Source organism: Pseudomonas guariconensis, from assembly GCF_024127895.1.
GTDB lineage: Bacteria > Pseudomonadota > Gammaproteobacteria > Pseudomonadales > Pseudomonadaceae > Aquipseudomonas > Aquipseudomonas guariconensis_B.
In genome coordinates, this window is sequence record NZ_JAMYBK010000001.1 from 274,342 (window position 1) to 296,579 (window position 22,238).

General features: G+C 63.5%; 20 protein-coding genes. 14 read left to right on the forward strand and 6 right to left on the reverse strand.

The genetic code is table 11. The features are described from left to right. Positions 1 to 3: 3 nt before the first annotated feature. The 3 genes from NJF35_RS01290 to NJF35_RS01300 all read right to left on the reverse strand — a co-directional run bounded on the left by NJF35_RS01290 (position 4) and on the right by NJF35_RS01300 (position 2,326). The gene (locus tag NJF35_RS01290) at positions 4 to 471 is read right to left on the reverse strand and encodes a (2Fe-2S)-binding protein (protein ID WP_253090597.1); all 468 of its coding nucleotides are present in this window, start codon (positions 469 to 471) and stop codon (positions 4 to 6) included. Between the two features lie 235 nt (positions 472 to 706). Continuing rightward, the gene (locus NJF35_RS01295) at positions 707 to 1,189 is read right to left on the reverse strand and encodes a MarR family winged helix-turn-helix transcriptional regulator (RefSeq protein ID WP_225787237.1); all 483 of its coding nucleotides are present in this window, start codon (positions 1,187 to 1,189) and stop codon (positions 707 to 709) included. Between the two features lie 84 nt (positions 1,190 to 1,273). Further along, on the reverse strand, positions 1,274 to 2,326 hold the full coding sequence (locus tag NJF35_RS01300; protein WP_253090598.1) for a 2,5-dihydroxypyridine 5,6-dioxygenase: 1,053 nt from the start codon (positions 2,324 to 2,326) through the stop codon (positions 1,274 to 1,276). Positions 2,327 to 2,655: 329 nt separating this feature from the next. Here NJF35_RS01300 and NJF35_RS01305 point away from each other — a divergent pair, with 329 nt between their 5' ends. The 6 genes from NJF35_RS01305 to NJF35_RS01330 all read left to right on the forward strand — a co-directional run bounded on the left by NJF35_RS01305 (position 2,656) and on the right by NJF35_RS01330 (position 8,977). Next, a complete protein-coding gene (locus NJF35_RS01305) occupies positions 2,656 to 3,804 on the forward strand; it encodes an FAD-dependent monooxygenase (RefSeq protein ID WP_253081240.1) in 1,149 nt (382 codons plus the stop codon). Next, the gene (gene nicD / locus NJF35_RS01310; protein WP_253090599.1) at positions 3,801 to 4,607 is read left to right on the forward strand and encodes an N-formylmaleamate deformylase; all 807 of its coding nucleotides are present in this window, start codon (positions 3,801 to 3,803) and stop codon (positions 4,605 to 4,607) included. Before NJF35_RS01305 ends, nicD begins: the two co-directional genes overlap by 4 nt. A gap of 13 nt (positions 4,608 to 4,620) precedes the next feature. Beyond that, positions 4,621 to 5,373, forward strand: coding sequence for an Asp/Glu racemase (locus NJF35_RS01315; RefSeq protein ID WP_225787241.1), 753 nt, complete (start codon positions 4,621 to 4,623; stop codon positions 5,371 to 5,373). A gap of 14 nt (positions 5,374 to 5,387) precedes the next feature. Continuing rightward, positions 5,388 to 6,029: an N-carbamoylsarcosine amidohydrolase gene (locus tag NJF35_RS01320; protein WP_225787242.1), complete on the forward strand. Its 642-nt coding sequence runs from the start codon at positions 5,388 to 5,390 to the stop codon at positions 6,027 to 6,029. A gap of 204 nt (positions 6,030 to 6,233) precedes the next feature. Next, on the forward strand, positions 6,234 to 7,547 hold the full coding sequence (locus tag NJF35_RS01325; protein WP_225787243.1) for an MFS transporter: 1,314 nt from the start codon (positions 6,234 to 6,236) through the stop codon (positions 7,545 to 7,547). 137 nt (positions 7,548 to 7,684) lie between these two features. Further along, positions 7,685 to 8,977: an OprD family porin gene (locus tag NJF35_RS01330; protein WP_225787244.1), complete on the forward strand. Its 1,293-nt coding sequence runs from the start codon at positions 7,685 to 7,687 to the stop codon at positions 8,975 to 8,977. Between the two features lie 163 nt (positions 8,978 to 9,140). On the opposite strand, the gene leuA is transcribed toward NJF35_RS01330, so the two are convergent. The 3 genes from leuA to xseA form a co-directional block, all read right to left on the reverse strand. Further along, positions 9,141 to 10,814 carry a 2-isopropylmalate synthase gene (gene leuA / locus NJF35_RS01335; protein WP_225787245.1) on the reverse strand — a complete coding sequence of 558 codons (1,674 nt, stop codon included), beginning with the start codon at positions 10,812 to 10,814 and terminating at the stop codon, positions 9,141 to 9,143. Positions 10,815 to 11,135: 321 nt separating this feature from the next. Beyond that, complete coding sequence (locus tag NJF35_RS01340) at positions 11,136 to 11,963, reverse strand: M23 family metallopeptidase (protein ID WP_253090600.1); 828 nt, start codon at positions 11,961 to 11,963, stop codon at positions 11,136 to 11,138. Positions 11,964 to 11,966: 3 nt separating this feature from the next. After that, the gene (gene xseA, locus NJF35_RS01345) at positions 11,967 to 13,346 is read right to left on the reverse strand and encodes an exodeoxyribonuclease VII large subunit (RefSeq protein ID WP_253081235.1); all 1,380 of its coding nucleotides are present in this window, start codon (positions 13,344 to 13,346) and stop codon (positions 11,967 to 11,969) included. A gap of 299 nt (positions 13,347 to 13,645) precedes the next feature. Between xseA and NJF35_RS01350 the strand changes: the two genes are divergently transcribed. The 8 genes from NJF35_RS01350 (at position 13,646) to NJF35_RS01385 (ending at position 22,073) form a co-directional block, all read left to right on the forward strand. Then, a complete protein-coding gene (locus tag NJF35_RS01350) occupies positions 13,646 to 14,401 on the forward strand; it encodes a sulfite exporter TauE/SafE family protein (protein ID WP_253081234.1) in 756 nt (251 codons plus the stop codon). A gap of 50 nt (positions 14,402 to 14,451) precedes the next feature. Then, complete coding sequence (locus NJF35_RS01355) at positions 14,452 to 15,012, forward strand: sugar ABC transporter ATPase (protein ID WP_225787249.1); 561 nt, start codon at positions 14,452 to 14,454, stop codon at positions 15,010 to 15,012. Between the two features lie 128 nt (positions 15,013 to 15,140). Further along, the gene (gene guaB, locus NJF35_RS01360) at positions 15,141 to 16,610 is read left to right on the forward strand and encodes an IMP dehydrogenase (RefSeq protein WP_225787250.1); all 1,470 of its coding nucleotides are present in this window, start codon (positions 15,141 to 15,143) and stop codon (positions 16,608 to 16,610) included. Between the two features lie 125 nt (positions 16,611 to 16,735). Further along, positions 16,736 to 18,313, forward strand: coding sequence for a glutamine-hydrolyzing GMP synthase (gene guaA, locus NJF35_RS01365; protein ID WP_225787251.1), 1,578 nt, complete (start codon positions 16,736 to 16,738; stop codon positions 18,311 to 18,313). 307 nt (positions 18,314 to 18,620) lie between these two features. Then, complete coding sequence (locus NJF35_RS01370) at positions 18,621 to 19,829, forward strand: tyrosine-type recombinase/integrase (RefSeq protein WP_253090651.1); 1,209 nt, start codon at positions 18,621 to 18,623, stop codon at positions 19,827 to 19,829. Positions 19,830 to 20,134: 305 nt separating this feature from the next. Continuing rightward, positions 20,135 to 20,365, forward strand: coding sequence for a helix-turn-helix transcriptional regulator (locus tag NJF35_RS01375; protein ID WP_088852310.1), 231 nt, complete (start codon positions 20,135 to 20,137; stop codon positions 20,363 to 20,365). Between the two features lie 3 nt (positions 20,366 to 20,368). Next, entirely contained in the window at positions 20,369 to 21,247 is an 879-nt protein-coding gene (locus NJF35_RS01380; RefSeq protein WP_253090601.1) for a helicase RepA family protein, read from the forward strand. Positions 21,248 to 21,479: 232 nt separating this feature from the next. Then, the gene (locus NJF35_RS01385) at positions 21,480 to 22,073 is read left to right on the forward strand and encodes a hypothetical protein (RefSeq protein WP_253090602.1); all 594 of its coding nucleotides are present in this window, start codon (positions 21,480 to 21,482) and stop codon (positions 22,071 to 22,073) included. The last annotated feature ends 165 nt before the right edge of the window (positions 22,074 to 22,238 follow it).

The window sequence follows — 22,238 nt, forward strand, 5'->3', positions numbered from 1 at the left end:
GGCTCAGGCCTGGCGGCCGGCTGCGCGACGCACGGCGCGCAGGATTTCGACGTGGGTGCCGCAGCGGCAGAGGTTGCCGGACAGTTCGTTGCGGATCTGTTCGTCGTTGGGGTTGGGGATGCGGTCGAGCAGGGCCTTGGCGGTCATGATCATGCCGTTCATGCAGTAGCCGCATTGCGCTGCCTGCTCGTCGATGAACGCCTGCTGCACCGGGTGCGGCGCGGCCTTGCTGCCGAGCCCTTCGAGGGTGGTGATATCGCGGCCTTCGGCACCGGACAGCGGGATCACGCAGGCGCGTGCCGCGACACCGTCGATGATCACCGTGCAGGCGCCGCATTCGCCCAGGCCGCAGCCGTATTTCGGGCCGTTCAGGCACAGGTCGTTGCGCAGGACCAGGAGCAGTGGCGTGTCGGGCGTCGCGCTGACCTCGACTGCCTGGCCGTTGACTCGCAGGGAGATGTCTTTTTGCATGGTTCGCTCATCTCTGGAGGTTGCTTGCCGTTCATGGGCGAGTATCGGGGCGCTACCAAAGGACTCAACGGGGGCGTTTTTTCGGTAAGTACTCACTACATTAAATGAGTAGGCAAGAAGCAGGCCAGGGATGATTGCGGCTATGTCAGTCAGTCAAGTCGTGCGTTGCCATCATGGGGCGCGAAGCGGCCCCCAATGGCATGAACGCCTGTGAAGAAAACTGCCCCGGGACGGATCAGCCAGCCGACTCGTCGCTGTCGATCATCTTGCGCAGCAGGAACAGGATCGCCACCTGCTCCGCCGCGTTCAGGCTGCCCATGCTCAGTTCGCTGATCCGGCGGGCGCAGGGGATCATGGCGTCGAGCAGGGTGTTGCCCGCCTCGGTGAGTTCGACGATGACCTTGCGCCGGTCGCCTGGGTCTGGCGACAGCTGGATCAGGCCACGGCTCTTGAGGCGCTCGACGATGCCACGAATGGTCGCCTGGTCCACCGCGGTGGCCTTGATCAGCTCGGCCTGGGAGCTGGGGCCGTTGTCGCGCAGGGCGCACAGGGTGACGAACTGGATCGAGGTGAGCTGCGGGTCGCAGGCCTGCTGCTGGAAGATCGCCGTGTGCCGCTGATAGGCCTTGCGCAGCAGGTGGCCGATCTGTTCGGTGACATCGTAGGGCGTGGCGTCGATCTGTGGGGCGGCGGGAGCTGGGCTGGGTTTTCTGGGCATGTGATGGCTTGGCTTGTGTGGAGGGGGCTGGCCGGCCCCCGGTAGCGGAGCGTCCGGCCAGTATAACCAAGCCGCGGGTCAGGGCTAGCGGGCTTTGGAGGCCTCGGGGGCGACCACGTCGCCGGCCAGCACCACGGCCTGGTCGTCGAGGTAGATGTCGCAGTTGCGCAGCGGGATATCCATGTGGCACGGCGTCTTGCGCTTGCCGCCGACCTCGGTGTTGGGGCCGGTGGAGAACAGGAAGTTGCCATAGAAGGCGCGGGCGTCCATGCACATGCCGTCGTTGCGGTCGTGCAGGCCCATGGCGGTCCATTGGGCGCGGGGTTGCAGGCCCCAGCCGATATGGGAGATGCCGTACACCTCGGGGTCGTCGAAGTATTTCATGTAGTCGCGCAGGTACTCGGCCTCGAAGCCACCGTGGATGCCGGTGATGAAACCCTTCTCGATCTCCAGGGTGATGCGTTCGCGGCAGTAGGTCTTGAACGGCAGCAGGATGTCGCCCACGTCCAGCACCAGGGTGCCCTCCGCGCTGTCCTCGTTCGGCCAGGTGAACAGGAAGCCGCTGGGCCAGTGGTCCCAGCGCCCGGGTTCGTCGGCGTAGCCGTATTCGGTGACGGCCGGGTACTGGCCCAGCGGGGCATGGAAATCGCTGCCGGCCTTGGAGCGCACGTGCAGGGCGCGCGCCTGCTTGAGCATGGCCTCGGCGGCCTGCACGCGACGCTTGTCCTCTTCGTTCGGCAGCATCCGCGCCAGCACTTCCGGCGGCTCCACGGCCAGCAGGATGCGCGTGCCGGTCTTGAGGATCTGCTCCTGCTCGGGGGAGTGCAGCAGCATCATGGTGTCGACGATCAGGTCGGCGGCTTCCAGGGCGCGCTGGGCGGCGAGGTTGCCGGTGAGCGCCGTGTCGCCGCAGTAGGCGGTCATGTCGTTGCCCATGGCCCTGGGGTGGTTGAACGACGGCAGCTCCACCGCATAGACCTTGGCCTTCAGGCGCTGCGCCGCTTCCATCGCCGCGTTCACCGTGCGTGGGTCGGAATAGTGACTCTTGAGCACGGCCACGCTCTGGGTTTCGTCCACGCGGGACAGCTTGAGCACGTGCTCGAACATCTGGGTCAGTTCTGCGTTGCTAACCGGCATCGGGTTTCTCCTGGTCAGGCGTGAAGGGGGAGGCCGTTGCACCATGGTGGTGCCACGTGCTTCGTTGTAGTGCTTATAAATAGTGTGTACACCCTATTTGCAATAGAAAAGCGCATCCCCGAGCAAAGCGCAAGCACTGTATTGGTTCGTTACGAAAGCACACATTTATCAATGTATACAGTAACAGTAGGCCGTTCGTCGACTTCAATCGGTTGTTTGAAAATATCCTGGTGCAGCATCTTCACTTTGAAAAAATAGAGCGTATACACTGTAAATCGCCAGGCGGGACCTCCCGCTTGCGATCCATCAGAACAAGAGGAGACATGCCCATGCGGGGTAGACAGAAAATCGCGATCGTCGGTGCAGGGCTGGGTGGTGCGGCCGCCGCGACGTTGTTGCAGCAGGCAGGCTTCGACGTCGAGGTCTATGAGCAGGCACCGGAGTTCACCCGGCTGGGCGCCGGTATCCACATCGGCCCGAACGTGATGAAGATCTTCCGCCGCATGGGGCTGGAGCAGAAGCTGGAGCTGATGAGCTCCCACCCGGACTTCTGGTTCAGCCGCGACGGCCTGAGCGGCGACTACCTGTCGCGCATTCCCCTTGGCGAGTTCGCCCGTCGCGAGTACGGCGCCTCGTACATCACCATTCACCGTGGCGACCTGCATGCCTTGCAAATCGCCGCCATCAAGCCGGGCACCGTGCATTTCGGCAAGCGCCTGGAAAGCATCGTCGATGATGGCGACCAGGTGCGCCTGGCCTTCGCCGACGGCACCAGCACCGTGGCTGACATCGTCATCGGTGCCGACGGCATCCACTCGAAGATCCGCGAAGCGCTGCTGGGCGCTGAAGCACCGATCTACAGCGGTTGGGTCGCCCACCGGGCGCTGATCCGCGGCGAGCGACTGGCGCGCTATTCGGACGTGTTCGAAGACTGCGTGAAGTGGTGGACCGAGGACCGTCACATGATGGTCTACTACACCACCGGCAAGCGGGACGAGTACTACTTCGTCACCGGCGTGCCGCACGAGGCCTGGGACTTCCAGGGCCCGTTCGTCGACAGCAGCCAGGAAGAGATGCTGGCGGCCTTCGAGGGTTACCACCCGACGGTGCAGAACCTGATCCGCTCCACCGAGTCGATCACCAAGTGGCCGCTGCGCAACCGCAACCCGCTGCCGCTGTGGAGCCGTGGCCGCCTGGTGCTGCTGGGCGACGCCTGTCACCCGATGAAGCCGCACATGGCCCAGGGCGCCTGCATGGCCATCGAGGATGCCGCCATGCTGACCCGCTGCCTGGAGGAAACCGGGCTGTCCGACCACCACACCGCCTTCGCCCTGTACGAGGCCAACCGCAAGGAGCGCGCCTCGCGAGTGCAGGCCGTGTCCAACGCCAACACCTTCCTGCGTACCCAGGAAGATCCGGCGTGGGTCTATGGCTATGACCTCTACGGCCAGCAGCTCAAGAGCGGGGAAGCGGCATGAGCACCTTCGTCGAGGGTGGCAACGTCAGTGCCAACGGCATCCGCCAGCACTACCTGCGCTACGGTGGCAAGGGCCCGGCGCTGATCCTGGTGCCGGGGATCACCAGCCCGGCGATCACCTGGGGCTTCGTGGCCGAGCGCCTGGGCCAGCACTTCGACACCTACGTGCTCGACGTGCGCGGCCGTGGCCTGTCCTCCAGCGGTCCGGGCCTGGACTATGGCACCGATGCCTGCGCCGCGGACATCCCGGCGTTCGCCGAGGCCCTGGGCCTTGAGCGCTATGACCTGCTCGGCCACTCGATGGGGGCGCGTTTCGCCATCCGTGCCGCCGCCGCGGGCGCACCGGGCCTGCAGCGCCTGGTGCTGGTGGACCCGCCGGTCTCCGGGCCGGGGCGCCGCGCGTATCCGAGCAAGCTGCCGTGGTACGTGGACTCGATCCGCCAGGCCAGCATCGGCATGACCGGCGACGACATGCGCGCGTTCTGCCCAACCTGGAGCGACGAGCAACTGCAACTGCGCGCCGAGTGGCTGCACACCTGCCATGAGCCGGCGATCGTGCGCGCCTTCGAGGACTTCCACGAGGTGGATATCCACCAGTACCTGCCCGCCGTGAGCCAGCCGGCACTGTTGATGGTGGCCGGGCGCGGCGGCGTGATCCAGCCCCAGGACATCGCCGAGATCCGCGAGCTCAAGCCGGATATCCAGGTGGTTCACGTCGACAACGCCGGGCACATGATTCCCTGGGATGACCTTGAAGGTTTCTTCGCCGCGTTCGGCGATTTCCTCGGCCAACCTCTCGTCTGAAGGAGCACGCAACATGACCAAGCTGTATCGCATCGGCCAGATCGTGCCGAGCTCGAACACCACCATGGAGACCGAGATCCCGGCGATGCTCATGGCGCGCCAGGCCATCCGCCCCGAGCGTTTCACCTTCCACTCCAGCCGCATGCGCATGAAACAGGTGAAGAAGGAAGAGCTGGCGGCGATGGACGCCGAGTCCGACCGTTGCGCGGTCGAGCTGTCCGACGCCAAGGTCGACGTGCTGGGCTACGCCTGCCTGGTGGCGATCATGGCCATGGGGCTGGGCTACCATCGCCAGTCGGAAAAGCGCCTGCAAAAGGCCACCGCCGACAATGAGGCGCAGGCCCCGGTGATCACCAGCGCCGGTGCCCTGGTCGAAGCCTTGCACGTGATGAAGGCCAAACGCATCGCCATCGTCGCGCCCTACATGAAGCCGCTCACCGAACTGGTGGTGAACTACATCCGTGAAGAAGGCTTCGAGGTGCAGGACTGGCGCGCGCTGGAAATCCCCGACAACCTCGCCGTGGCCCGCCACGACCCGGCCAACCTGCCCGGTATCGTCGCCGACATGGACCTGGAAGGCGTCGATGTGGTGGTGCTGTCGGCCTGCGTGCAGATGCAGTCGCTGTCGGCGGTGGCCAAGGTCGAGGCGCAGACCGGCAAGCCGGTGGTCACTGCGGCCATCGCCACCACCTACGCCATGCTCAAGGCCCTGGACCTGGAGCCAGTGGTGCCGGGTGCCGGTGCCTTGCTGTCGGGCGCCTACTGAGTCGGGAGGCGGAAATGAGCGACGTGCAGAGTGCAAGCGACAACTACCAGGGCGTGTGGGGCCAGCGCATCGGCTTCGGCCGCAAGCCTGCCTTGCTGCTGATCGACTTCATGCAGGGCTACACCACACCAGGTGCGCCGCTCTACGCCCCGGGCGTGGTGTCGGCGGTGGAGCAGGCCGCTGGCCTGCTGGAACTGGCCCGTGGCTGCGGTACCCTGGTGGTGCATACCAACATCCGCTACCAGCCTGGGCATTTCGCCGATGGGGGTATCTGGGTGCGCAAGGCGCCGGTGATGAAGGACATGGTCGAGGGCAACCCGCTGGCGGCGTTCTGCGCCCCGGTGGCGCCACGGCCAGGGGAGCCGGTGATCAGCAAGCAGTACGCCAGTGCCTTCTTCGGTACCAGCCTGGCCTCGCTGCTGCATGCACAAGGGGTCGACACCGTGGTGCTGGCCGGCTGCTCCACCAGCGGCTGCATCCGTGCCAGCGCGGTGGACGCCGTGCAGCATGGGTTCCGTACCATCGTGGTTCGTGAATGCGTGGGCGATCGCCATCCCGCTCCCCACGAGGCCAACCTGTTCGACATCGACAGCAAGTACGGCGATGTCGTCAGTCGGCAGGAAGCCATGGAACAACTGGCGCGCCTGGCCGGCTGACTCGACCGGCGCACCCATAACAATCGAGGAACGGCGCGGGAAGCCCGTTCCCTGGCCGCCTGCTGTCTGGGCGACCTCCCCGCAGGAGCGCTCGGGGATCTTGTGACGCTGCCCTGGAAAGTCGCTTGTAGTTCGCGGCGCTCCCGGAGCGTCGAAAACTGCTGGCCTATACAACAACCACAAGTCGCCGCCAGGAGACAGAAAATGCCCATTGCGAATGCAACCACGGTCCATAGCGAAGCCGACCATGGCACACAAGCGCTTTATCGAAAGATCACATGGAGGCTCATCCCCTTCCTGTGCTTCTGCTATCTCGCCGCTTATCTCGACCGCATCAACGTCGGCTTCGCCAAGCTGCAGATGCTCGAAGACCTGCAGTTCAGCACCGCGGCCTATGGCCTGGGCGCCGGGCTGTTCTTCGTTGGCTACATCATCTTCGAAGTGCCCAGCAACCTGATCCTCGAGCGTGTCGGTGCGAAGATCTGGATCGCCCGTATCATGATCACCTGGGGCCTGCTCTCGGCCTGCACCATGTTCGTCACCAGCACCACCCAGTTCTATATCCTGCGTTTCCTGCTGGGGGCCGCCGAGGCGGGCTTCCTGCCGGGCGTGCTGTACTACCTGACCATGTGGTACCCGACCTACCGGCGTGGGCGCATCATCGCCCTGTTCATGATCGGGCTGCCGCTGTCGAGCGTGATCGGCGGGCCTATCTCCGGCTGGATCATGGGCCATTTCGACCAGGTGCACGGTTTGCACGGCTGGCAATGGCTGTTCTTGCTGGAGGCGATCCCGAGTGTGCTGCTCGGTATCCTGACCTTCTGGGCGCTGCCCAACAACTTCCAGCAGGCCAAGTGGCTGTCGGAGGACGACAAGGCGCAACTGGCCAGCGATCTCGCCGCCGATGACGCGGAAGGGAAGGGCAGCAAGCACAGTTTCCGCGATGGCTTTTTCAACCTGAAGGTGTGGATGCTCGGTGGCATCGACTTTTCCATCCTGCTCAGCGCCTATGCCATGGGCTTCTGGATGCCGACCTTCATCCGCGACGCGGGCGTCAGCGACACCTTCCACATCGGCCTGCTGACCGCCATCCCCAGCCTTGCCGCCTTGCTCGGCATGCTGATGATCGGTGCGAGCTCCGACCGTCATCGCGAACGCCGCTGGCACATCATCGTGCCCTTCGTCATCGGTGCGTTCGCCATGGCCGGCAGTACCCTGTTCAGCTACAACCTGGTGGTGACCGTGGTGCTGTTCTCCATCGCCTCGGCTGCGATCATCGGCGCGGTACCGGTGTTCTTCAGCCTGCCGGCGACGTTCCTCAAGGGTACCGCCGCGGCCACCGGCTTCGCCCTGGCCTGCTCGCTGGCCAACATCGCGGGCCTGGTGAGCAACTCGCTGATGGGCCTGGTGACCGACCTTACCGGCACCTCCCATGCCGCGCTGTGGGTGTTCGCAGGCTGCCTGATCCTCAGCTGCTTCCTGGTGATCGCCTTGCCGGCCAAGCTGGTCAACCGCTAGGCGGCCGACCGGCTTTCGTAACGGCAGTGCAGGCGGGCCCTGGGTCCGCTTGCCGATCCCCCTTGTCGCACTCCGCCCGTGGTTGGCCCCAGGCCACCGCGACGGATCGCCATTGCCCGAAATCCAGGAGTCGTTCCATGCATGCCCGAATGTCACAGCGTCTCAACCCGGCCGTTCGCCTGACTGGCGGTTGCCTGGCCGCCGCCCTGTGCGGTGAGTCGGTCGCCGAGCAAGCCGGTTTCATCGAAGGTGCCCAGGCCACCCTGCAAGCCCGCAACTATTACTTCAGCCGCGATTATTCCGATATCCAGGGGGCGAACAGGCAATCGAAGACCGAGGAATGGGCACAGGGCTTCATCCTCAATGCCAGCTCCGGCTATACCCAGGGTACGGTCGGCGTCGGTGTCGATGTCATCGGCCTGCTCGGCATCAAGCTCGACAGCAGCCCTGACCGGGCCAGGTCGGGATTGTTGCCCACGCACGCCGACGGTGAGTCGGCGGACGAGTACGGCCGCCTGGGTGCGGCGATCAAGTTCAAGGCCTCCAAGACCGAACTGAAGATCGGCGAGCTAATGCCGAACCTGCCGGTGCTGGTGTTCAGCGACTTGCGCCTGTTGCCACCGACCTACCAGGGCGCGATGCTCGAATCCCGCGAGTTCCCGGGGCTGACCCTGAGCGCGGGCCAGTTCCGCTCCACCCGCCTGCGCGACTCGTCCAACGACCAGAAGATGTATGCCCTGGTCAACGACCCGATCAACCCGCAGCGCCTGGCCCGTTTCACCAGCGACCGCTTCAACTACGTCGGCGCCGACTATGCCTTCAACGACAACCGCACCAGTGTCGGGGTGTGGCAGGCGCAACTCGAGGACATCTACCAGCAGCGTTTCTACAGCTTCAAGCATGCCGAGCCGGTGGGGGATTGGGTGCTGGGGGTCAACGCAGGTTACTTCGATGCCCGCGAGGACGGCCGGCAGATCGCCGGCGAGTACGACAACCATGCGTTGTTCGGTTTGTTCTCCGCCAAGCACGGCGGGCATACCTTCTACCTGGGCTACCAGCAGATCGGTGGCGACGACGGCTTCATCCAGGTCGGCGCCAACACCAACCCGCTGGGCAACACGCTGCCCACCTACGAGTTCGCCGCCCCGGGCGAGCGCTCGTGGCAGGTCCGGCATGACTACAACTTCGTGGTGCTGGGGATTCCTGGGCTGACGTCGACCTTGCGCTATGTGAAGGGCAAGGACGTGGAGACGGGGTTGGGCTTCGAGGGGCGTGACTGGGAGCGCGACCTGGACCTGGCCTATGTGGTGCAGAGTGGGCCGTTGGAGGGCGTTGGCGTACGTATCCGCAACGTGGTGGCGCGATCGAACTACCGCACGGATATCGATGAGAACCGGTTGATCCTGAGCTATACGATCAAGTTGTTCTGAGGGAGATGACCCAGCCCTCCGGGCAGCGCTGCCGCACGCAGAACATTCGGTTGACGGAATGTCCACAGGGTTTGCCCAAATCAACGAATTACGTTTCGCTCTAACTGTCGAGCACAAGAAAGCCCCTGTCTTTCGACAGGGGCTTTGCATGTTGCGGTGTGACTTATGCCGCCTTCGCTGCTTGCTGGCTCAGCGAGCGGTTCAGCGCGCTGAACAGGGCCTTGAAGCTGGCGGTGGTGATGTTTTCGTCGATGCCCACGCCATGCACCGGACGGCCACCGGCCACGCGCAGCTCGATGTAGGCCGCGGCCTTGGCATTGGTACCGGCACCGATGGCGTGCTCGTTGTAGTCCATGATCTCCACACCGATCGGCAAGCCGGCGACCAGGGCTTCCAGGGCGCCGTTGCCCTTGCCGCGCCAGTGCAGGGTGGTCTCGCCTTCACCGGCGACTTCCACTTCCACCGCGCTGTGGCCGTTTTCTTCCTGCAGGCGATGGCTGACCAGCGCGTACGGGGTGTTGGCCTGGAGGTATTCCTTGTGCAGCAGGCTGTAGATCTGCTGGGCGGTCATTTCCAGGCCCAAGCGGTCGGTTTCGCCTTGTACCACCTGGCTGAACTCGATCTGCATGCGGCGCGGCAGGCTGATGCCGTACTCCTGCTCGAGCAGGTAGGTGATGCCCCCCTTGCCGGACTGGCTGTTGACGCGGATCACCGCCTCGTAGCTGCGGCCGATGTCGGCCGGGTCGATCGGCAGGTAAGGCACTTCCCACAGTTCGCCGTCCTTCTGCTGGGCGAAGCCTTTGCGGATGGCGTCCTGGTGCGAGCCGGAGAAGGCGGTGTGGACCAGGTCGCCGACGTACGGGTGACGCGGGTGCACCGGCAGCTGGTTGCACTCCTCGACCACCTTGCGCACGCCGTCGATGTCGGAGAAGTCCAGTTGCGGGTCGATGCCCTGGGTGTAGAGGTTCAGGGCCAGGGTGACCAGGTCGACGTTGCCGGTGCGCTCGCCGTTGCCGAACAGGCAGCCTTCGGCGCGGTCGGCGCCGGCCATCAGGCCCAGCTCGGTGGCGGCGATGCCGGTGCCACGGTCATTGTGGGTGTGCAGGCTGATGATCACGCTGTCGCGACGGCTGATGTTGCGGCAGAACCACTCGATCTGGTCGGCGTAGACGTTCGGCGTCGCCACTTCGACGGTGGCCGGCAGGTTGAGGATGATCTTGTGCTCGGGGGTCGGGTTCCACACCTCGATCACCGCGTCGCAGACTTCCTTGGCGAACTCCAGTTCGGTGGCGCTGAAGGTCTCCGGCGAGTACTGGAACGTCCACTGGGTTTCCGGCTGCTGGGCGGCGTACTTGACGAACAGTTTGGCCGCGTTCACCGCGATGTCCTTCACGCCTTGCTTGTCCTGGTTGAAGACGATGCGGCGGAACGACGGCGAGGTGGCGTTGTACAGGTGGACGATGGCCTTCTTGGCCCCGCGCAGGGACTCGAAGGTCCGGGCGATCAGGTCTTCACGGGCCTGGGTCAGCACCTGGATGGTGGTGTCGTCCGGGATGTGGCCGTCCTCGATCAGGGTGCGCACGAAGTCGAAGTCGGTTTGCGAGGCGGACGGGAAGGACGCTTCGATTTCCTTGACGCCTACCTGCACCAGGGTCTTCCAGAAACGCAGCTTCTTCTCCGAGTCCATTGGCTCGATCAGCGACTGGTTGCCATCACGCAGGTCGGAGCTGCACCAGATCGGCGCCTGGGTGATGGTCTTCGACGGCCAGGTGCGGTCGGGCAGGTCGATGGTCGGGAACGCGCGGTATTTCTTCGAAGGGTCTTTGAGCATGGTCATGGAAGCAATCCTTTAGTGTGCGGCCGTGATCGGGCCTGCCGGACGTAACGAGATGAAAAGGCGAGGCGACGCGATTCACCCTGGTAGTCGTGCACTGACCAGGCAGAGGCTGCGGTGTTGGCGGAGCAGAATGAGGGTCGTGGACGTTTTCATGTCTTCAACCCTAACCAGTGGGGTGAAGGATGGCAAGCCTTCGAGAAAAATTGATAGAAATGCTCAAAAAAAGTAGGTTTTCGATATTTTATCGCTTGCTGGGTGCAAAAAGACCGTGTTGGTTGCGCGGTCTTTTCAAGGGGCGCAAGCGGCCCAATGTCGCCGATCTCAGGGCTGGAACGCCCCGATGAAGATCGCCGGGTCCACCCGTGCATCGTTCAGGCTGATATTCCAGTGCATGTGCGGCCCGGTCGCCCGACCGGTGGCGCCCACACGGCCGACCACTTCGCCACGGCGCAGCGCCTGGCCGGGTTTCACGTCGATCCTGGACATATGGCAGAACATACTGATGAAGCCCTGGCCATGGTCGACGAACACCGTGCGGCCATTGAAGAAGTAGTCGCCCACCAGGATCACCTTGCCGTTGGCCGGGGTCTTGATCGGCGTGCCGGCGGGCACGGCGAAGTCCAGCCCGGCGTGCGGGTTGCGTTCCTCGCCATTGAAGAAGCGGCGTACGCCGAAGCGGCTCGACAGCGGGCCGTTGACCGGCTTGTCGAGGATCAGGTTGCTCGGCAGGTTGGGGCTGAAGCTGCGGTAGGCCTTGAGCTGTTCGGCCAGTTCGCGGTCGATGCGCTTGAGGTCCTCGGGGTTGGGGTTGACCTGGCGCTTGTTCTTCAAGGTGATGCGCTGCTCGGGGTACTTCTTGCCGACGACGGTGAAGGGCAGGGTGCGACCGCCCTGGGTGAGCACGGCGGTGCCGGGCTGCTGGGTCAGGGGGATGCCGACGATGGCCAGCCAGGTGTCCTGCTCCTTGACCACCAGCACCGGCTTGCCGTCGAAGCGTGCGCTCGGCGCGCTGACTGCCGGGCCGAGGTCGACCACCGCGACGCCGCCAGGGACCGGCTTGTTCAACTGGCGGGTGATGTAGCTGGCCTGGGCACTGGTGCCGAGCAGCAGGAGGGTCAGGGCGAGCAGGGGCGCGAACAAGCGGGGCATGTGTCAGTCCAGTAGCGAAAGGGTGACCGGGGTCTGGTGATTGTCCTCGACCCGCACCTTGAGTTCGCCTTCGTTCAGGCGTGCGGTCAGGCGTTGGCCGTTGTGGGTCTGGGCGGCGCTGCGAATGGCCTGGCCGCGCTCGTCGAGCAGGATGCTGTAGCCGCGCGCCAGGGTCGCCAGCGGGCTGACCACCTGCAGGGTCTGCAACTGGGCCTGGAAGCGCTGGCGACGGTCCTTGAGCACCTCGCGCATGGCTCGCGGCAAGCGCTCGGCAAGGCTGTCCAGGCGTTGGCCGAGCAGCTTCAGCGTGCGCCCCGGGTGCTGGGCGGACAGGCGTGTGTCGAGCCGCGCCAGGCGTTCGTGGCGCTGGTTCATGCCGAGCATGAAGGCGCGGCGCAGGCGCATGTCCAGGTCGTCCAGGCGCTGGGCCTGCTGGCGCAGGCGCTCGCCTGGGTGACGCAGGCGCCGGGCCAGGCTTTCCAGGCGCAGGTGGTCGTGGGCCAGGCGGTTACGCATGCGCAGCAGCAGGCGCCGTTGCAGGCTCTCGAGACGTTGCTGCAGGCCGCTGCTGTCGGGGGCGAGCAACTCGGCGGCGGCGGATGGGGTCGGGGCCCGGACGTCGGCGACGAAGTCGCTGATCGACACGTCGGTCTCATGCCCCACGGCGCTGACGATGGGCGTCACGCAAGCCGCCACGGCGCGGGCCACGGCTTCCTCGTTGAAGCACCAGAGGTCTTCCAGCGAGCCGCCACCACGGGCCAGGATCAGTGCGTCGAAGCCACGGCTGTCGGCGAGCTGCAAGGCGCGGACGATCTGGCCGATGGCCTCGCGGCCCTGCACCGCGGTGGGGATCAGGTTCAATTCGACCTGGGGCGCGCGGCGGCGAAAGACGCTGATGATGTCGCGGATCACTGCGCCAGTAGGCGAGGTGACGATGCCGATGCGCTGCGGGTGGGCCGGCAAGGGGCGCTTGCGTTCGGCGCTGAACAGGCCTTCGGCGCCGAGCTTCTCCTTCAGTGCCTCGAAGGCCAGGCGCAAGGCGCCATCGCCGGCCGGCTCCACGCTGTCGAGGATCAACTGGTAGTCGCCACGCCCCTCGAACAGCGAGACCTTGCCGCGCACCCGCACCGCCAGGCCGTCGCGCAGGGCCTGGCGCACGCGGGCGGCATTCTGCCGGAACAGCGCGCAGCGCACCTGGGCGCCGCTGTCCTTGAGGGTGAAGTAGACATGGCCGGAGGCCGGGCGGGCGAGGTTGGAAATCTCGCCTTCCACCCAGACGCTGCGGAACACGTCCTCGAGCAGCACGCGAGCGCGGCCGTTGAGCTGGCTGACGGTGAGAACCTCGCGGTCCAGGCCGAGTCGTTCGAAAGGGTCTTTGATCATGGCAGGCATCATAAAGGACGCGGCGGGGTTGTGCATCGGTTGCTGGCAGGTCCGCGTGCCAGTCATCTGCTGTCATTCGGGGCCGCTTCGCGCCCCATCGTCGGCAAGCCGGTTCCCACAATGTCCTGGACATGGCACCTGAATGTGTGAGCACCACTGCTCCCCGTGGGGGCGGGCTTGCCCGCCAATGGGCCCTCCAGCCGTGCAGCGCTGCCGAGATAGAGCAGAACGAACAGACAGCCTGGCCAGCACGGCACGTCGATGGCTAACCTTGCGCTGTCTTCCCAGGAATCGCCTCGATGCTCGCCCAACTGCCTTTCACCGGCCTCGACTGGCTGCCGATCCTGCTCGGCGTGGCCGTGGCCTATGTCGTCTTCGGTATCGCCGGCTTCGGCACCGCGCTGGTCGCAGGCCCAGTGCTGATCCACTTCATGCCGCTGTCACGGGTCATTCCGTTGCTGGTGCTGCTGGACTTCGTCGCCGCGTTCGGCAACCTGCTGCCATCCCGTCGGGATGTGGTGCGCGGCGAGTTGCTGCGCCTGCTGCCGTGCATGGCCCTGGGCTGCGCGCTGGGCGTGGTGTTCCTGCTGCGGCTCAAGTCCGACCTGCTGCTCTTGCTGATGGGGCTGTTCGTCACCGCCTACGCGCTCTACGGCCTGGCGGTGAAGGTGCGGCCGGCGAACCTGTCCGGTTTCTGGGCCGTGCCGATGGGCACGGTGGGCGGGTTGTTCGGTGCCTTGTTCGGCAGCGGCGGTTTTCTCTATGCCATCTACCTCAGTGGCCGGCTGGACTCGAAAGAGCAGGCACGGGCGACCCAGAGCGCACTGATCAGTTGCAGCACGGTCGTGCGCCTGTCGCTGTTCCTGATCGCCGGGGTGTATGCCGACACGGGCCTGCTGTTGCTCGCCGGTTGCCTGTTGCCGGTCATGTTCGCCGGGCTGTGGATTGGGCGGCGGCTGACCATGAGGCTGTCGCGCGAGGCCTTCGTCCGGTTGGTCACCTGGCTGGTGCTGGCCAGCGGCGTGGCGCTGATCGGTCGCTATCTGGGCACGTGAGCAGGCGGTAGAATTGCGCCATTACCGCAGTCCGCAGGCCCGTTTCGTTCATGAACACCCAGAGCATCATCGTCCCCAAACTGTCCACCGTGCCGGTGCACGAAGCCCGCGCCCGGGCGATCCTGCGCTGGCTGGTGCGCGAGAAGATCGTCGAGGAGCACCTGAGCACCTGCGGGCGCACCGGCAACCGCATGGGCCATGCCCTGGCCGAGGGCGCGCGCAAGGTGGCGCTGCACCCGCAGATGCTGCCCTTCGGCGAGCCGGTCAACGGCCTGGAGGTGGTGCTCAAGCGCTGTATCTATACCCCTACCGAGGGCTTTCTCGAGGAAGCCGGCTGCCCCGAATGTCGGCGTGAGGTGGGCGAACCGCTGTTCGAGAGCCTGGAGGAGTGGATGCCCGGGGTGAGCGACAACTTCACCTGCCCGCTGTGCGGCTTCGAGGACGACATCAACGGCTTCCTCTACTTGCAGCCGTGCGCCTTCTCCAACCTGGGGTTCATCTTCAACAACTGGGGCGAGGCCGGCTTCACCCAGGCCTTCCTCGATACCTTCGCCGACTGGTTGGACCAGCCGGTGGCGGTGGTGCAGGTGAAGCTGGGCGACAAGCGCTGAGCCACGCGCTGCGAGCGGCTCGGTCCCGATGCTCGCAGCTGACAAGAGGCCCTTATTTTGCATTGAGCGCGGCAGCGTGGATGAGTATAATGGCGCGCTTCCATTTTTCCCGCCCGGGAGCCCCCGCGATGCTGCGTATCAGCCAAGAAGCCCTGACCTTCGACGATATCCTCCTTGTACCTGGCTATTCCGAGGTACTGCCCAATGAAGTCAGTCTCAAGACCCGTTTGACCCGTGGCATCGAGCTGAACATTCCCCTGGTCTCCGCCGCCATGGATACCGTGACCGAAGCGCGCCTGGCCATCGCCATGGCCCAGGAAGGCGGCATCGGCATCATCCACAAGAACATGACCATCGAGCAGCAGGCCGCCGAGGTCCGCAAGGTCAAGAAGTTCGAGGCCGGCGTGGTCAAGGACCCGATCACCATCGACGCCGACGCCACCGTGCGCGACCTGTTCGAGCTGACCCGCCTGAACAACATCTCCGGCGTGCCGGTGCTGGAGAACGGCGACCTGGTCGGTATCGTCACCTCCCGTGACGTGCGCTTCGAAAGCCGCCTGGAAGCCAAGGTGCGCGAGGTGATGACCCCGAAAGAGCGCCTGGTCACCGTGCGCGAGGGCGCCGACAAGAACGAAGTCCGCGAGCTGCTGCACAAGCACCGCCTGGAAAAAGTCCTGATCGTCGACGACAAGTTCAACCTCAAGGGCATGATGACCGTCAAGGACATCGAGAAGGCCAAGGCCTACCCGCTGGCCAGCAAGGACGACCAGGGCCGCCTGCGCGTCGGCGCCGCCGTCGGTACCGGCAAGGACACCGGCGAGCGCGTTGCCGCCCTGGTCGCCGCGGGCGTCGACGTGGTGGTGGTCGACACCGCCCACGGTCACTCCAAGGGCGTGATCGACCGCGTGCGCTGGGTCAAGGAAACCTACCCGCAGGTGCAGGTGATCGGCGGCAACATCGCCACCGGCGCCGCTGCCAAGGCCCTGGCCGAAGCCGGTGCCGACGCGGTCAAGGTCGGTATCGGCCCGGGCTCGATCTGCACCACCCGTATCGTCGCCGGTGTCGGCGTGCCGCAGATCAGCGCCATTGCCAACGTCGCCGCCGCCCTGGAAGGGACTGGCGTCCCGCTGATCGCCGACGGTGGCATCCGCTTCTCCGGCGACCTGTCCAAGGCCATCGTCGCCGGCGCCTCCTGCGTCATGATGGGTTCGATGTTCGCCGGTACCGAAGAGGCCCCGGGCGAGGTCGAGCTGTTCCAGGGCCGTTCCTACAAGGCCTACCGCGGCATGGGCTCGCTGGGCGCCATGGCGCAGGCCCAGGGCTCCTCGGACCGCTACTTCCAGGACTCCTCGGCCGGTGCCGAGAAGCTGGTGCCGGAAGGTATCGAAGGCCGTGTGCCCTACAAAGGCGCCCTGGCAGCGATCATCCACCAGCTGATGGGCGGCCTGCGTTCCTCCATGGGCTACACCGGCAGCGCGACCATCGACGAGATGCGCACCAAGCCGGAGTTCGTGCGCATCACCGGTGCCGGCATGGCCGAGTCCCACGTGCATGACGTGCAGATCACCAAGGAAGCGCCGAACTATCGCGTCGGTTGATATCCCAGTCACCGTTACGCGCTCCAAGCTACAAGCGGTAGTTGCGCTGCAGCCGCTACCGCGTTTTCCCCCGATCAACTTGCAGCTTGCGGCTAGACGCTCGCAGCTGTATCAGAGATTGAGTCATGGCCCTCGACATTCACGCTCACCGTATCCTGATCCTCGATTTCGGTTCCCAGTACACCCAGCTGATCGCCCGCCGCGTGCGCGAGATCGGGGTCTACTGCGAACTGCATCCGTTCGACATGGACGATGAAGCGATCCGCGCATTCAACCCACGCGGCATCATCCTCGCCGGCGGCCCCGAGTCGGTCCACGAAGCCGACAGCCCACGCGCACCGCAGGCGGTGTTCGACCTGGGCGTCCCGCTGTTGGGCATCTGCTACGGCATGCAGACCATGGCCGAACAGATGGGTGGCAAGGTCGAAGGTTCCGACCTGCGCGAGTTCGGTTATGCCCGCGTCGACGTGGTCGGCAAGAGCCGCCTGCTCGATGGCATCGAAGACCATGTCGACGATGACGGCGTGTTCGGCCTGGACGTGTGGATGAGCCACGGTGACAAGGTCACCCAGATGCCGGAAGACTTCCACATCCTGGCCAGCACCCCGAGCTGCCCGATCGCCGGCATGTTCGACGATGCCCGTGGCTACTACGGCGTGCAGTTCCACCCGGAAGTGACCCACACCAAGCAAGGCGGGCGCATCCTGTCGCGTTTCGTCCAGGACATCTGCGGCTGCGAAGCCCTGTGGACCCCGTCGAACATCGTCGAGGACGCTATCGCCCAGGTCCGCGAGCAGGTCGGTTCGGCCAACGTGCTGCTGGGCCTGTCCGGCGGCGTCGACTCCTCCGTGGTCGCCGCGCTGCTGCACCGCGCCATCGGTGACCAGCTGACCTGCGTGTTCGTCGACAACGGCCTGCTGCGCCTGCACGAAGGTGACCAGGTGATGGCCATGTTCAAGGAGAACATGGGCGTCAAGGTGATCCGTGCCGACGCCGAGGCCCAGTTCCTGGCCAACCTGGCGGGCGAGAGCGACCCGGAGAAGAAGCGCAAGATCATCGGCCGCACCTTCATCGACGTGTTCGATGCCGAGGCCAGCAAGCTGGAGAACATCCAGTTCCTCGCCCAGGGCACCATCTACCCCGACGTGATCGAGTCGGCCGGCGCCAAGAGCGGCAAGGCCCACGTGATCAAGTCGCACCACAACGTCGGTGGCCTGCCGGAGGAGATGAACCTCAAGCTGGTCGAGCCGCTGCGCGAGCTGTTCAAGGACGAAGTGCGCAAGATCGGCCTGGAGCTGGGCCTGCCGTACGACATGGTCTACCGCCACCCGTTCCCGGGCCCGGGCCTGGGCGTGCGCATCCTCGGTGAAGTGAAGAAGGAATACGCCGACCTGCTGCGTCGCGCCGACCACATCTTCATCGAAGAACTGCGCAAGGCCGACTGGTACCACAAGACCAGCCAGGCGTTCGTGGTGTTCCAGCCGGTGAAGTCGGTCGGTGTGGTCGGTGATGGCCGCCGCTACGCCTGGGTTGTCGCCCTGCGCGCCGTCGAGACCGTGGACTTCATGACCGCTCGCTGGGCGCACCTGCCCTATGAGCTGCTGGAGACCGTCAGCGGCCGTATCATCAACGAAATCGAAGGTATTTCCCGCGTCACCTACGATGTGTCGAGCAAGCCGCCTGCCACGATCGAGTGGGAATGATCCCGCGTCCGGCACTGCCCGGCACGATCTAGCAAAAAATGCCCTGAAGCCCGCGTAATTGCGGGCTTTTGGCTTTTGGGGTCTGGCAATTACAGGCAGCGTTTTGCATCGCCAAGCATGGTTTTTTTATGGCATGGTACGGGGTACCAACTGCATCCGATGCCATGCATGACGCTTGATACCATGTCCCTTGTTTCAGGATGAGCATGGTATCGGGATAGCCAAGAGGCCCGGTTTTACTGGGGTTAAGCCCCATTCTTCCGCGCTTTTCAGAGCATGGTATTTTTTCATGGAATAAATGGAAGCCATGCTTACTGATACCAAGCTTCGAAACCTCAAGCCGCAAGACAAGCTGTACAAGGTGATTGACCGTGATGGCTTGTACGTGGCGGTTACACCGGCCGGCTCAATCTCCTTCCGCTACAACTACTCCATCAATGGCCGGCAGGAGACCATCACCTTCGGTCGTTATGGCTTGGGCGGGATCACCCTGGCAGAGGCACGTGAGCGGCTAGGAGAGGCGAAGAAGATGATCGCCGCAGGTAAGTCGCCTGCTAAGGAGAAGGCGCGTGCGAAGGCTCGCACGAAGGGCGCAGAGACCTTTGATGATTGGGCTGAAAAATGGCTGCGTGGCTATCAGATGGCGGACTCGACACGAGATATGCGCCGGTCAGTCTATGAGCGCGAATTGAAGCCGAAGTTTGGCAATCAGAAGCTGGCTGAAATCACTCATGAGGACCTGCGAGCGTTAACAGACGCGATAGTAGAGCGGGGGGCACCCGCAACTGCGGTTCACTCACGTGAGATCGTCTTGCAGGTGTTCCGATGGGCCATTGAGCGTGGCCAGAAAGTTGAAAATCCAGCGGACCTAGTACGCTCTGCTAGCATCGCCAAATTTGAGCCACGCGATCGGGCGCTGACGCCTGATGAAATCGCGCTGATGTACCATTACATGGACCGGATCGGGACAGCGACGTCGGTTCGTGCCGCAGCCAAACTCCTACTGCTGACGATGGTGCGTAAGAGCGAGCTGACCAACGCGACATGGAGCGAGATCAACTTCAGTGAAGCGCTGTGGACAATCCCCAAAGAACGGATGAAGCGCCGAAATCCCCATCTGGTGTTTCTGTCCCGGCAAGCTTTGGATTTCTTCATCGCGTTGAAAACCTTGGCCGGAGGTTCTGAGTACGTTCTGCCGTCACGCTATGACTCCGATTTGCCAATGAGTGCAGCCACGATCAACCAGGTACTGACGCTGACCTATCGTCTTGCTCAAAAGGAAGGTGTGCCTCTAGGTAAGTTCGGTCCCCACGACCTACGCCGCACGGCTAGCACGCTGTTGCATGAGGCGGGCTACAACTCCGATTGGATCGAGAAGTGTCTCGCGCACGAGCAAAAAGGTGTGAGAGCCGTCTACAACAAGGCTGAATATCGCGATCAGCGCCGTGCGATGTTGCAGGATTGGGCGGACATGATTGACGAGTGGACACTTAGGAAACCTCGCGTAGCGGATTGATTCTGAGCTTCACTGGCCAAACAGAGCACACGACTTGCCGTGTGTTTGTGGCGAAACGCCCACTTCGGTGGGTTTTTTTTCGTCCCGAAATAGGCGTTTTAGGGACACTTTTTTTCCTTCGAATTTCCATAAAAAAAACTGCGGACAAACAAGACATTGCATGATTGTTTCTGTCCCGAAACTAGACGTTTGAAGGACGATTAAGTCATTGATTTATATGGAAAGATTTCGGGAAAGTGCTGGAAAAGACCGGAAATGTGGGGCAATAATCGAGCCTCGATTGATGACGGAGCGAGGTATTCGGTGTGGAGAAAGAATCGAGAAAAGAGAGCAAAGTCCTGATCAGCAAGAAACAGTTGCTGGCAATGATTCCGCTATGCGAGCGCACGATCTACAACTTTGAAAAACAGGGAAAATTCCCTCGCCGGATAGCGCTCAGCAGCCGCAAGGTCGTGTGGGATCTGTGCGAGGTCGAAGAATGGATTGATGCATGCAAGGGCAGTGGCCCGGCTCCCCGGCCAGGAATGGGAGGCTGAATTGTGGCGATTGACTTACGGGACGCTTTTGAGAATGAGCCTCCCACTCTAGACTTCATTTGGCCGGGATTCCTCGCTGGTACAGTAGGAGCCGTGGTAGCTCCCGGAGCTACAGGCAAAAGCTTTTGGGCGTTGGAAGCTGCAATGGCCATCGCATGCAGCGTTGCGGGCGGGGATCTTGTAGGGCTTGCCCCTGCATGTGCTGGCCGCGTCGTCTACTTCGCAGGAGAAGACCCAGAAGTCGCACTGGTGCGCCGGATTCATGCCATCGGTCGGCACCTGAATCAGCAGGCACGTGAATCCATCGCGAAGAACCTCACCCTTGAGCCAATAATGGGTAAGCGGCTGAACGTAATGGATGATCGGCATCTCGCCCGTATCACCGAGTTTTGCATCGGTGCCCGGTTGATCGTACTGGACACACTCAGCCGGATTCACGACCGTGACGAGAACAGCAACGGTGACATGTCACGGCTTGTCGCCACGCTTGAGCACGTCGCGGCCAACACGGGAGCATCGGTGTTGTACCTTCATCATGTCAGCAAAGGCAGCGCCCGCGAGGCTCAAACCGATCAGCAGCAGGCAGCGCGGGGTGCATCAGCTCTAATCGATAACGCCCGTTGGTGCGGCTTCGTGGCCAAGATGACCGAGGACGAGGCAAAGCGACTGAGTGATCGCACCTATGAGCGACAGCCTATTGGCAACGACAGGCGCAATTTTTTTGTCCGTTTTGGTGTTAGTAAGCAGAACTACGACGCCACCCCGCTCGACCAGTGGTACCAGCGCCGGGAAGGCGGCGTTCTTGTGCCGGTTGAATTGGCGGAAGTGAGGAGCGGAAGCCCGCTGCAAGTCGTAAACGGAAGTGACGATGAGCGGTGGTAACGCCGTGGTCCCCACCAGTACTATCGCACAGGCCAGAGTGATGCTTTATCAGCCTAGCCAGCGCCCGCGGCTGCGCGAAGGGGATTGGGCAGAGACATCATTTGGGCGCTGCCGCGTGGCGGGCCGACTGGGGCAGAGGCACGCGGACATATTGGAAGCGGTCCTGTACTGCGCAGAACGTCGGCGGCCTGTCTCAGATGGTGGCGTAGAACTTCTAGTAGATCCCGCGCGGGTGAGAAAGACACTTTCCGATAGCCGCTACAGCTTCTCACAGCTCGAAAAGCTGCTGGCCGAACTGCGAGCCGCAACGATCACAATTGAAACGCCACAATTTGACTTTCCCATCATCGGCGGATTGATTGACCACGTTATTCCTTCACCAATGACACGTCCCGATCCTCTGACAGGAGGAGAGCGGAACCTGTGGCGGGTACGGCTCGGAATTGCGCTGATGATGCTCCTTGAGCATGATCTGAGCCTGTACTACGATCCGGCCCCCATAGCTCGCCTCCAGCACGGCATCAGCCAAGCGGTAGCTCGGCACGTTTTGAGCCACAAAGTTGTGCCAGCAGGTGGTTGGTATCTAGACACCGTTATCGTGGCGGTTGCCGGACAAGCCTCAAGTCAAGACATGCGCAATGCGCGAAAAAGGCTCAAGGAGGATGCTGAAGATCTACGGCGAATTGGGCTTGTGCTCAATGGTGATCGCATTACAAAAGCGGTGCTTGCAACACCTGAAGCGTGTCACACCCGCCCGATGGCGTGCTGCACCCGCCCGGAAGCGTTTCACACCCGCCCGGTGCGTGTCACACCCGCCCGGAGTTAGCAGGATATTCAGGATATTCAGTCCTGCGCGGCACAGCCCGCGCTTAGGCGCGGTCAGGCCTTGCCAGTCGGCCTACGGCCGTTTAGCACCAAAAGGAAGGGCGATTGTCCGTCGAACGCGCCACAGAAGCGCTTAGACGCTTACGTGATGGTCCGTGTTGTCGGT

What these genes read in the sequence shown, in the direction of transcription:
- NJF35_RS01290 (WP_253090597.1), bottom strand. Translation starts at nt 471, where the DNA reads ATGCAAAAAGACATCTCCCTGCGAGTCAACGGCCAGGCAGTCGAGGTC.
- NJF35_RS01295 (WP_225787237.1), bottom strand. Translation starts at nt 1,189, where the DNA reads ATGCCCAGAAAACCCAGCCCAGCTCCCGCCGCCCCACAGATCGACGCC.
- NJF35_RS01300 (WP_253090598.1), bottom strand. Translation starts at nt 2,326, where the DNA reads ATGCCGGTTAGCAACGCAGAACTGACCCAGATGTTCGAGCACGTGCTC.
- NJF35_RS01305 (WP_253081240.1), top strand. Translation starts at nt 2,656, where the DNA reads ATGCGGGGTAGACAGAAAATCGCGATCGTCGGTGCAGGGCTGGGTGGT.
- nicD (WP_253090599.1), top strand. Translation starts at nt 3,801, where the DNA reads ATGAGCACCTTCGTCGAGGGTGGCAACGTCAGTGCCAACGGCATCCGC.
- NJF35_RS01315 (WP_225787241.1), top strand. Translation starts at nt 4,621, where the DNA reads ATGACCAAGCTGTATCGCATCGGCCAGATCGTGCCGAGCTCGAACACC.
- NJF35_RS01320 (WP_225787242.1), top strand. Translation starts at nt 5,388, where the DNA reads ATGAGCGACGTGCAGAGTGCAAGCGACAACTACCAGGGCGTGTGGGGC.
- NJF35_RS01325 (WP_225787243.1), top strand. Translation starts at nt 6,234, where the DNA reads ATGCCCATTGCGAATGCAACCACGGTCCATAGCGAAGCCGACCATGGC.
- NJF35_RS01330 (WP_225787244.1), top strand. Translation starts at nt 7,685, where the DNA reads ATGCATGCCCGAATGTCACAGCGTCTCAACCCGGCCGTTCGCCTGACT.
- leuA (WP_225787245.1), bottom strand. Translation starts at nt 10,814, where the DNA reads ATGACCATGCTCAAAGACCCTTCGAAGAAATACCGCGCGTTCCCGACC.
- NJF35_RS01340 (WP_253090600.1), bottom strand. Translation starts at nt 11,963, where the DNA reads ATGCCCCGCTTGTTCGCGCCCCTGCTCGCCCTGACCCTCCTGCTGCTC.
- xseA (WP_253081235.1), bottom strand. Translation starts at nt 13,346, where the DNA reads ATGATCAAAGACCCTTTCGAACGACTCGGCCTGGACCGCGAGGTTCTC.
- NJF35_RS01350 (WP_253081234.1), top strand. Translation starts at nt 13,646, where the DNA reads ATGCTCGCCCAACTGCCTTTCACCGGCCTCGACTGGCTGCCGATCCTG.
- NJF35_RS01355 (WP_225787249.1), top strand. Translation starts at nt 14,452, where the DNA reads ATGAACACCCAGAGCATCATCGTCCCCAAACTGTCCACCGTGCCGGTG.
- guaB (WP_225787250.1), top strand. Translation starts at nt 15,141, where the DNA reads ATGCTGCGTATCAGCCAAGAAGCCCTGACCTTCGACGATATCCTCCTT.
- guaA (WP_225787251.1), top strand. Translation starts at nt 16,736, where the DNA reads ATGGCCCTCGACATTCACGCTCACCGTATCCTGATCCTCGATTTCGGT.
- NJF35_RS01370 (WP_253090651.1), top strand. Translation starts at nt 18,621, where the DNA reads ATGCTTACTGATACCAAGCTTCGAAACCTCAAGCCGCAAGACAAGCTG.